The organism is Dokdonella sp. (assembly GCF_049593775.1).
In the GTDB taxonomy this organism is placed as follows: Bacteria; Pseudomonadota; Gammaproteobacteria; order Xanthomonadales; family Rhodanobacteraceae; genus Dokdonella.
The window spans coordinates 1-9,130 of sequence record NZ_JBAWHJ010000150.1 but is presented as its reverse complement, the minus strand read 5'-3'; the positions used below and the strand labels follow the sequence as shown (position 1 = coordinate 9,130).

At 60.4% G+C, this 9,130-nt stretch carries 11 protein-coding genes and 1 pseudogene; 3 read left to right on the top strand and 9 right to left on the bottom strand.

Annotated features, from left to right (window positions below):
- The 8 genes and pseudogenes from WBP53_RS05305 to WBP53_RS05270 form a co-directional block, all read right to left on the bottom strand.
- A pseudogene (locus WBP53_RS05305) lies at positions 1-291 on the bottom strand (F0F1 ATP synthase subunit beta); the annotation flags it as partial.
- A 118-nt stretch (positions 292-409) separates the two neighbouring features.
- Positions 410-1,273, bottom strand: coding sequence for a F0F1 ATP synthase subunit gamma (atpG, locus tag WBP53_RS05300; RefSeq protein ID WP_423926665.1), 864 nt, complete (start codon positions 1,271-1,273; stop codon positions 410-412).
- Between the two features lie 155 nt (positions 1,274-1,428).
- Positions 1,429-2,976 (bottom strand): F0F1 ATP synthase subunit alpha, encoded by a 1,548-nt coding sequence (gene atpA / locus WBP53_RS05295; RefSeq protein WP_423926663.1) that lies wholly within the window; start codon positions 2,974-2,976, stop codon positions 1,429-1,431.
- A 137-nt stretch (positions 2,977-3,113) separates the two neighbouring features.
- Positions 3,114-3,647, bottom strand: a complete 534-nt coding sequence (locus WBP53_RS05290; protein ID WP_423926661.1) for a F0F1 ATP synthase subunit delta — start codon at positions 3,645-3,647, stop codon at positions 3,114-3,116.
- 4 nt (positions 3,648-3,651) lie between these two features.
- Complete coding sequence (locus WBP53_RS05285; protein WP_423926660.1) at positions 3,652-4,122, bottom strand: F0F1 ATP synthase subunit B; 471 nt, start codon at positions 4,120-4,122, stop codon at positions 3,652-3,654.
- 62 nt (positions 4,123-4,184) lie between these two features.
- Positions 4,185-4,427 carry a F0F1 ATP synthase subunit C gene (gene atpE, locus WBP53_RS05280; RefSeq protein WP_423926667.1) on the bottom strand — a complete coding sequence of 81 codons (243 nt, stop codon included), beginning with the start codon at positions 4,425-4,427 and terminating at the stop codon, positions 4,185-4,187.
- Positions 4,428-4,584: 157 nt separating this feature from the next.
- Complete coding sequence (gene atpB / locus WBP53_RS05275; RefSeq protein WP_423926658.1) at positions 4,585-5,412, bottom strand: F0F1 ATP synthase subunit A; 828 nt, start codon at positions 5,410-5,412, stop codon at positions 4,585-4,587.
- 4 nt (positions 5,413-5,416) lie between these two features.
- Entirely contained in the window at positions 5,417-5,785 is a 369-nt protein-coding gene (locus tag WBP53_RS05270) for an ATP synthase subunit I (protein WP_423926656.1), read from the bottom strand.
- Between the two features lie 412 nt (positions 5,786-6,197).
- Here WBP53_RS05270 and WBP53_RS05265 point away from each other — a divergent pair, with 412 nt between their 5' ends.
- The 3 genes from WBP53_RS05265 to WBP53_RS05255 all read left to right on the top strand — a co-directional run bounded on the left by WBP53_RS05265 (position 6,198) and on the right by WBP53_RS05255 (position 8,880).
- Positions 6,198-7,046 (top strand): cyclic nucleotide-binding domain-containing protein, encoded by an 849-nt coding sequence (locus tag WBP53_RS05265; protein WP_423926654.1) that lies wholly within the window; start codon positions 6,198-6,200, stop codon positions 7,044-7,046.
- A 19-nt stretch (positions 7,047-7,065) separates the two neighbouring features.
- Positions 7,066-8,061, top strand: coding sequence for an FHA domain-containing protein (locus WBP53_RS05260; protein ID WP_423926652.1), 996 nt, complete (start codon positions 7,066-7,068; stop codon positions 8,059-8,061).
- A gap of 159 nt (positions 8,062-8,220) precedes the next feature.
- The gene (locus WBP53_RS05255; RefSeq protein WP_423926650.1) at positions 8,221-8,880 is read left to right on the top strand and encodes an STAS domain-containing protein; all 660 of its coding nucleotides are present in this window, start codon (positions 8,221-8,223) and stop codon (positions 8,878-8,880) included.
- 27 nt (positions 8,881-8,907) lie between these two features.
- On the opposite strand, the gene WBP53_RS05250 is transcribed toward WBP53_RS05255, so the two are convergent.
- A partial coding sequence (locus WBP53_RS05250) for a SpoIIE family protein phosphatase (protein ID WP_423926648.1) occupies positions 8,908-9,130 on the bottom strand: 223 nt, incomplete at its 5' end.

The following is a 9,130-nucleotide window of genomic DNA, read 5'->3' as shown; positions in this document are numbered from 1 at the left end:
GGCTTCATCAATCGGATTGCCGAGCACGTCCATGATGCGGCCAAGGGTTTCCTTGCCGACCGGCACCTTGATGCCTTCGCCGGTGTTGTTGGCGACAAGCCCGCGCTTGAGGCCGTCGGTTGAACCGAGCGCAATCGTGCGCACGACACCGTCACCGAGCTGCTGCTGCACCTCGAGCGTGATCGCCATGCCATCGATGGTCAGGGCGTCGTAGATCTTGGGCACGGAATCGCGCGGAAATTCGACGTCGACGACGGCGCCAATGATTTGTACGACTTTGCCTTGGTTCATGGGAATACTCCGGATGTCTCTTTCAATTCTGCAATAGCTCAGCCGAAGCCGTGCTGTTGATGATTAGTGCGGCCACGGATGGCCGTTTCTTGATTCTCGCGATCAGGAACGATCGCACTCATACAGCAGCTGCGCCGCCGACGATCTCCGAGATTTCCTGGGTGATCGCGGCCTGCCTGGCCTTGTTGTAGACGAGCGTGAGGTCACCGATGGCCTTGGTCGCGTTGTCGGACGCGCTCTTCATGGCAACCATGCGCGCGGCATGTTCACTGGCAAGGTTTTCCAGGGTCGACTGGTAGACCAGCGACTCCACGTAACGCGTCAGAACATGGTCGAGGACCGAGGCTGCATCAGGCTCGTACAGGTAGTCCCAGGCGTGCGTGGTCGTCAGTTCGTCCGATGGCGGCAGTGGCAGCAACTGGTCGATCGTTGCCTTCTGCGTCATCGTGTTGACGAAGTCGTTGTAGACCAGCGAAAGGCGATCGATCCTGCCTTCGGTGTACGCATCAAGCATGACCTTGATCACGCCGACCAGCTTGTCGACCTGCGGCCTTTCGCCGAGATGGGTAACGCTGCCGACCATGTTGACCTTGAGGCGACGGAAATATGAAGTCGCCTTCTGGCCGATACACACCATGTCGACTTCCACACCCTTGTCCTGCCAGCTGCGGATTTGCGCAAGCAGGCTGCGGAACAAATTGGTGTTGAGTCCGCCGCAGAGTCCGCGATCAGTCGAAACAATCACGAAACCAACGCGCTTGATCTCGCTGCGCTCGACCATGAACGGGTGCTGGTATTCGCTGTTCGCATGCGCGATGTGGCCAATGGCCTGGCGCATGAGGCGAGCATACGGACGCGAGGCCTTCATCAGGTCCTGCGCCTTGCGGATTTTCGATGCCGAGACCATTTCCAGCGCGCGCGTCACCTTGCGGGTGTTCTGCACACTCTTGATCTTGGTTTTGATTTCTCTGCCGCCGGCCACGTTTACCTCACACTTTCGTCGTTGCAGCAATCATTCGGCTGCGGGACTTGCTTTCGGGATTCGAAATTCGTGATTCGGGATTCGTAAAAGCCAGGAGTTTCGCGGATTCGGCTCTTTCGAATCCCAAATCCCGTCATCCCGAATCCCAATGGGTCCTACCAGGACCCCGTCGTCTTGAACTCGTCCAGACCTGCCTTGAACTTGCCTTCGATGTCGCTGTTCCAGTCGCCGGTGTCGACGATGTTCTTCATCAGGTCGGCGTAGTTGCTGTGGAAATGCTGGTGCAGGGCAGCTTCGAACGGCAGGATCTTGGCGATCGGCAGGTCGTCGAGGTAGCCCTTTTCGGCGGAATAGACCGACAGTGCCAGTTCGGCGATCGACAGCGGCGCGTACTGCTTCTGCTTCATCAGTTCGGTGACGCGCTGGCCACGCTCAAGCTGGGCACGTGTCGCGGCATCGAGATCCGAGGCGAACTGCGCAAACGCTGCAAGTTCACGGAACTGTGCAAGAGCGAGCTTCACGCCGCCGGAAAGCTTCTTCACGATCTTGGTCTGCGCGGCACCGCCCACTCGCGACACCGAGACGCCGGCGTTGACGGCAGGACGAATGCCGGCGTTGAACAGATCGGTCTCGAGGAAGATCTGGCCGTCGGTGATCGAGATCACATTGGTAGGCACGAACGCGGATACGTCGCCGGCCTGGGTCTCGATGATCGGCAATGCGGTCAGCGAGCCGGTCTTGCCGGTGACTGCACCGTTGGTCTGCTTCTCGACATACTCTTCGTTGACGCGTGCGGCACGCTCGAGCAGGCGGGAATGCAGATAGAAGACGTCACCCGGATAGGCTTCACGGCCAGGCGGGCGCTTGAGCAGCAGCGAAATCTGGCGGTAAGCCCAGGCCTGCTTGGTCAGATCGTCATAGATGATCAGTGCGTCTTCGCCGATATCGCGGAAGAATTCGCCCATCGAGCAGCCGGAGTACGGTGCGATGTATTGCATGGCCGCCGATTCGGAGGCAGAGGCGGCAACGATGATCGTGTGCGCCAGTGCGTCGTTCTCTTCGAGCTTGCGCACGACGTTCGCGATCGAGCTCTGCTTCTGTCCGATGGCGACGTAGATGCATTTGATGCCGGAATCTTTCTGGTTGATGATCGCGTCGATGGCCAGGGCAGTCTTGCCGGTCTGGCGATCGCCGATGATCAGCTCGCGCTGGCCGCGACCAATCGGAATCATCGAGTCGACTGACTTGTAGCCAGTCTGCACCGGCTGGTCGACCGATTTGCGCCAGATCACGCCCGGCGCGACCTTTTCGATCGGTGCGGTGTGCTTGGCGTTGATCGGGCCCTTGCCGTCAATGGGATTGCCGAGCGCGTCGACGACGCGTCCGAGCAGTTCGCGGCCGACCGGCACTTCGAGGATCTTGCCGGTTGTCTTGACCGTGTCACCTTCGCGCAGGTGTTCGTAGCCACCGAGAACCACGCAGCCGACCGAGTCACGCTCGAGGTTGAGGGCGAGGGCAATCGTGTCGCCCGGCATCTCGACCATTTCGCCGGACATCACATCGTTGAGACCGTGTACGCGAACGATGCCATCGGACACGCTTGTGATCGTGCCTTCGTTGCGCGCATCGGCAGTGAGCTTGAACTCCTCAATGCGGTGCTTGATGAGTTCGCTGATTTCGGACGGATTGATCGTGGTGGCCATTCTGGTTTCCCGGTTCGTGCATGGCTCGTGCCATGCGCGGATTTTTCAGTATGTGGAGTTGGCAATTGGCGCCAGTCGGCGGTTGGAGCGATCAGGGCTGACTGATCGCGGCGTTGCCGACCTTGAAATACTTCCGCTCACTGGATGAGCGCTTGTTCGAGCCGCGCCAGCCGACCGCGCACCGAACCATCGATGACGGTTTCTCCGGCGTCGATGATGGCGCCGCCGATCATTTTCGGATCGATGGACTGGGTCAACTCGATGTTGCGATCAAATCGCCGCTTGAGTGCAGCGCTGATTTTTTCCAGCTCGGCAGTATCGACACGCTCCGCGGTGCGCAAACGCACCTTCAGAGTGCGCTCGGAATCAAGCTTGAGTTGTTCGAATATGGCGCCGATCTCTGGCAGCACGGGCAAGCGGCCATTTTCCGCGAGCAGGCTGATGAATCGGGCGAAATCGCTGTCTGGTTTCTCCCCATGCGGAAGGAACAGCGACGCGAGTTCGCTACTCCCAAGGCGGGGGTTGCCAAACAGCGCCGCCAGACGCGGGTCGGCCGCCACTTCGGCGGCGAAACCCAGCCTTTCGGCCCAACTGGCCAATGCTGCATGCGAATGCGCCGTTTCGAAAGCGGCGCGCGCGTACGGTCTGGCCAGGGTCAGTGCGCTGGACATGGGCCTAGATCTCGCTCACGAGCTGGTCGAGCAGTTCCCTGTGCGCATTGGCGTCAATTTCGCGCTTGAGGATCTTCTCGGCACCGGCGATTGCCAGCGAAGCCACCTTGCCGCGCAATTCCTCGCGAGCACGATGGGCCATGCTGTCGATTTCGGCGGCAGCGATGGCTTTCTGCTTGGTGCCTTCCACGATCGCGTCGGTGCGTGCCTTTTCGACGATCTGGCTGGCTTGCTGGGTCGCCTTGTCGACGATCGCGACAGCTTCGACTCGAGCCTTGCGGATCTCGTCAGCCACGCGTGCGTCGGCGTCAGCCAGTTCCTGATGGGCGCGATCAGCGGCAGCAAGACCTTCGGCGATCTTGGCCTGGCGCTCTTCGATGGCCGCGATGATGTGCGGCCAGCCGAATTTCATCACCAGCCAGACCACGGCGAAGAACGCCAGGGCCTGAATGACCAGTGTAATGTTCGGAATCATGAATAGTGCTCCTGCGTGCGGGCGGCCGTCAGGCCGCCGCGCGGATGCCGGGTTTCAGGCGGTTACTGGACGCCGAGCGTGGCGAGCAGCGGGTTCGCGAACAACAGCAGCAGGGCGATGGCGACACCGATGATCGGCACCGCGTCGAGCAAGCCGGCAACGATGAACATCTTGGTCTGCAGCATGGGGGTCAATTCAGGCTGGCGCGATGCACCCTCGAGGAACTTTCCGCCGAGCAGGGCGAAGCCGATCGCCGTTCCGAGTGCGCCGAGTCCGATCAGGAGGGCGGCGGCAATGACCGTCATGCTGAGCAGGTCGCCGACTTGGGCAATATTGGCAATGGTTTCCATGGTTCTCTCCGGTTGGATCTGGTCTGGTTAAAGAAAAAATCAGGTTCTGGTTGAATGGCGTGGGCAGGTTCGCCCGATTGTTGGCTGTTGCAATTGAATTCGTTCGAGCGTTCTAGTGATGTTCTGCCGCCATGCTCAGGTAGACGATGGTCAGCGTCATGAAGATGAACGCCTGCAGGGTGATGATCAGCACGTGGAACGCGGTCCACACGAAGCCGGCGATGAATTGCCCGGCGCCAAGCAGATAAGTCGAGAACTGATCCAGCGTGGCGCCCAGCGTCATGACAGCGATAAGGATGAAGATCAGCTCACCGGCATACATGTTGCCAAACAGTCGCAATGAAAGCGAAAGGGGGCGCACCGCTTCTTCGATCACGCGCAGCAGCAGGTTGAACGGAGCGAACCACGGGCCGAACGGCGCGGTGAACCACTCCTTGAAAAAGCCTACAACGCCCTTGTGCTTGAGACCCATGTACTGGATCAGCAGGAAAACGGTGATGGCCATGCCGGCCGTGGTGTTGATGTCTGCAGTCGGCACGACTCGCAGATAGTTGATGCCGGCGGCAGCGCCCGCTGCGGGCAGGGCATCGACCGGAATCATGTCCATGAAATTCATGATGAAAACGAGGCCGAAAATGGTGATCGACATCGGCGCGATGATCTTGCTTCTGCCGTGGAAGGTCTCGCGGACCATGCCGTCGACGAACGAGACGATCATTTCTATGGCGCATTGCAGCTTTCCGGGTACGCCGGACGTGGCGCGTCGCGAAACGCGCAGGAAAACCCACACGAACAGCACGCAAGCAAGCAGCTTGAACAGCACGCTGTCGACGTTGATCAGGAAGAACTGACTTTCCGTACCAGGCACCTGCACCTGCAGATGCTGCAAGTGATGCTTGATGTAGTCGGTCATGTTCGCCGGAGCGTGTTCGCTGGCCATCGGGTTACCTGATTGCGATTAGGGCGATCCAGAATGAAAACTGTGCTGCCAGGACGCCGGTGATCAGTCCGGTGAATGGCAGTTTCACGACTGCGATGGCGATATACAGCGCCAGACACAGCCAGAACCACTTCAATACCTCCGCCGCATAGGCGGAGCGCAGTGTGTTACGTGCCGGAGCGATTCCCCGCCCGAACAGGCGCACTGCAAAAACCATGTTCCCGATTGCGATGATGGCGCCGCCCGCGAGGGTGGCCAGGCCGATCCGCAAACCGAACATCGAGGCAATCAGGGCAACCAATATGGTTGCGCCGATCTGTAATAGCGTGGTGCGAACTGCCACCCGCCAACCGTGGGCGATGGAATTGCGCACCTGAGCCTGTCCCGAATGTCGTGTTGAAACGGCGGATCGGCAAAAAATGCCGCCCGCTGAGCCGGCGAATGATATCAGTAGGCTTTCAGGAGTCGCAACTAACCCCGGTGATAAACAGTCGAAGCTGCGGCAATCAGTCGCTCGCAGGGAACGGACGCCCCAGTTCGCGCAACGAAAATCGGCGCCAGCTTGCCCTTCGGGGTGGCGCAGTCAGCTCCCGCGGGCATGAATGCGCATTGATGGCCTGCAGGATCAGTCTTGCTCGGGTCAGGCTCACGAACCTGGTGCAAGAATCGGAATCCTGCTGCAGCAGGAATGGGTATTCCCCGGCCACGCAGGTTGCCGCTGGCGTGGCGCGCTCGGCATAATCGCGGGTCCGGGCTGATTCCTGCCGCGCCAGAGTCTGTTTTCCATGAGCAAAACTGCCGAATTCACCCTCGATGTACCGGCCGGCCAGGCCGTGTTTGCCGAGGGCGATCCCGGGCAGACCTTATTCATTGTCGAATCCGGGGTGGTTGAGATCTTTCTGGCGGCGCGAGGTGAAGAGCCTGTGGCGCGTCTTGGACCGGGCGAATTTTTTGGGGAATTGTCCATGCTTTCCGGGCAGCCGCGATCAGCCAGCGCTATCGCAAGCGAACCGGCGCGCCTGCTCAGGATCGAGCGCGAGGCGTTCGCAGGCCTTCTGAGTGAAAACGTGGAAATCGCCGTTTCCATCATGCGTACGCTGGCCCAGCGGCATCTTGATTGCGAAAACCAGTTGACCGAGGCGCTGTTGACGAGCTCCGGAGCGGGCAAGCCTTCTGGTTCCGGGCGGGCTGCGCCTTCGACAGCAGCGTTGCCCAAGTCCAGGGAGGCGGGCAAGGCGGCGAGGAACAAGCCAGAGCCGCCGGCGGTGCCGTCGCCACCACCGCCACCGCCATCATCCCCATCCACAAGGGCGGCGTGTCTGCTCAAACATGCGGATGGCAAATCATTCCCGCTGGATCCGGGAATGAATGAATTCCTGGTCGGGCGACCTGATCCCTCCGCCGGCATCAATCCGGAGGTCAACCTGAGCAGCGTCGACCCAACCCGCAGCTTGAGCCGCAAGCATGCCAAACTGGTTCGTCAGGGGCAGTTGTTCTTCGTGCGCGAAGAATCTGGCACCGTAAACGGAACCTTCGTCAACAACGTCCGTGTCGTCACTGGCGTGGATGTGCCCATCAAGCCGGGTGACAAATTGCGGTTTGGTGCAGTGGAAGTCGAATTTGCCGCCGCCTGAGGTGGCTGGGAGAGCGAAAATGATGAGTGTCAGAGAATTGCCCGAATCCTTGTCCGATGTGGATCTCGGTGTCATCGACGCCCTCAAGGCGCTCAAGGAAGAGGCCGACATCCTGCGCGAGCGCCTGTCTGGCCTGGAGGCCGTCAAGGCCGATTTCGACCCCGCAGTGTTCAGTCGCGTCAACGCCGACTATGCAAGACAACTTGCTGCGCTTGAAGCCAAAGCGGACCCGATGCGCCAGCAAGCCCGGGATTCCTATGCCCGCTTGCGCGGCGCATTGAGTGATATCGCCGAAGCTCACGAAGCGGTAAAGCTGGACCGTCAGGAAATTGAATTGCGCAGAAAACTGGGCGAATTCGATGACGAGGCCTACAAATCGCGCCTGAAAGATATCGAGACGGCGCTCGCCGAACGCGCCGTGGCGCACAAGCAGGGCGAGGCATTGCGCGCGCGCTTCCTCGAGGTTTTCGCGAGCGAAGAGGAATTGCTTCAGGGAGCAGATCCGGGACCTGCAAGCACGCAGGAAATGCCGGCTGCACCCGAGCCACCGCCGCTTCCTCCCGCAGCGCCGCCGGGTCCTGCCCGTGACGAGCCGCCCGCAGCGCAGACTCAGATCCTGCAGGTCCTGAAAATCCCCGAGCCGCCGAAAGTGCCGGGCGCACCACCAATTCCCGGAGCTGACGGCAAGCAGCCTGGTTTTGGACCAAGCTCAACGATGTCGCTGCGCACTGCACGCCTTGTTCCGCAGAATCCGGAGGCGGGACGATCCGCGATACCGTTGCCACCCAAGCCCATCTCGCTGGGTGCCGATGCCGCCAACGAGGTGCGAATCGGAGGCCCCGGCGTCGAGGCCAAGCATGCCCAGATTACGGTTGACTCCAAGGGCTATACCTTGAGCGATCTAGGCAGCAAGTCGGGCACCAGGGTCAACGCCGAGTCGATCAAGGAGCGCGTGCTGCGGCACGAGGACGTTGTCCAGATCGGCATGGCCCGTTTCGTCTTCCGTGAAGGCTAGGCCAGGCTATCCATGAATTTCGCAGGCGCTCACTCTTCCCTTGCATCCACACGGCGTTTCGCTCATTCGGCGAAAACGCCGGCTATCACCTTTGTCGCGAAGCAAACGCAGCGTCCTGCGCGATCATCGCGCCTATTCATGAATAGGCCGGATTGACCCATGTCACTCGAGATTCGCGACGAGACGGTAGGCGATATCCTGGTACTGGATCTGAAGGGACGCCTTGATACCGATACCTCGGCAGACCTCGAGCTGGCTGTTCAGGATCTGCTCGAAACAGGCGCGCGCGACTTCATCATCAATCTTGCCGGCGTCGGCTACGTCAGCAGTGCGGGATTGCGAGTCCTGCTGATGCTTGGCAAGGGTGTGGACGGCAACGGCAGCTTGCGCCTTGCAGGGCTCAATCCGACCGTGCGCCAGGTGTTTGACGTCGCCGGCTTTACCCAGTTGTTCAAGATACTTCCAGACCGCGACGCTGCTCTCGCGCAGAAAATAAAGACAGCCCCCGGCAAGCCCGCGGCTGCCAAACCCGCGTCGGGCAAAGCCGAGGCGAGTACGCCAGATGCCGACAAACCGGTGGCCCCCAAGCCCGTTGCCGCCAAGCCTGCACCGCCGGAGGCCGCTGCAGCCAAGCCTCAATCGCCCAAGCCAGAGCCAGCCAAGCCTGCCGCGAACAAGCCCAAAAAGGCAGTTGTGGATTCGCTGGCCGCTCGCGTTGCCAGCGTGCTCGGTGCCGAACCGCCTACCGAGTCGCGTGATGCGCTGCCAGGTGAGCTTTTATCGCGCGTGAGGAAAGTCCTGTCACCAATTGGACAGTGACGCTGCCGCCGGTAATGCAACACTGATTCAGCTTGTCGCGACCTCGGAGTCACGACTGAGCAGCAGCAGGGTCAGGTCGTCAGAGGCGTTCGCCTTGCCAACGAATTCAGTCAAGGCCGTATTGATGGATGCCAGTACTGTCGGTGCATCTCCGTTTGAAGCTGCGGCCATGGCGTCGCGCGCCCGCTCGATGCCGAACGGTTGGGCGTCTTCGTTTTCGGCCTCGTCGAGTCCATCGCTATAGAGCAGC

What these genes read in the sequence shown, in the direction of transcription:
- atpA (WP_423926663.1), bottom strand. Translation starts at nt 2,976, where the DNA reads ATGGCCACCACGATCAATCCGTCCGAAATCAGCGAACTCATCAAGCAC.
- WBP53_RS05290 (WP_423926661.1), bottom strand. Translation starts at nt 3,647, where the DNA reads ATGTCCAGCGCACTGACCCTGGCCAGACCGTACGCGCGCGCCGCTTTC.
- WBP53_RS05285 (WP_423926660.1), bottom strand. Translation starts at nt 4,122, where the DNA reads ATGATTCCGAACATTACACTGGTCATTCAGGCCCTGGCGTTCTTCGCC.
- atpE (WP_423926667.1), bottom strand. Translation starts at nt 4,427, where the DNA reads ATGACGGTCATTGCCGCCGCCCTCCTGATCGGACTCGGCGCACTCGGA.
- atpB (WP_423926658.1), bottom strand. Translation starts at nt 5,412, where the DNA reads ATGGCCAGCGAACACGCTCCGGCGAACATGACCGACTACATCAAGCAT.
- WBP53_RS05265 (WP_423926654.1), top strand. Translation starts at nt 6,198, where the DNA reads ATGAGCAAAACTGCCGAATTCACCCTCGATGTACCGGCCGGCCAGGCC.
- WBP53_RS05260 (WP_423926652.1), top strand. Translation starts at nt 7,066, where the DNA reads ATGATGAGTGTCAGAGAATTGCCCGAATCCTTGTCCGATGTGGATCTC.
- WBP53_RS05255 (WP_423926650.1), top strand. Translation starts at nt 8,221, where the DNA reads ATGTCACTCGAGATTCGCGACGAGACGGTAGGCGATATCCTGGTACTG.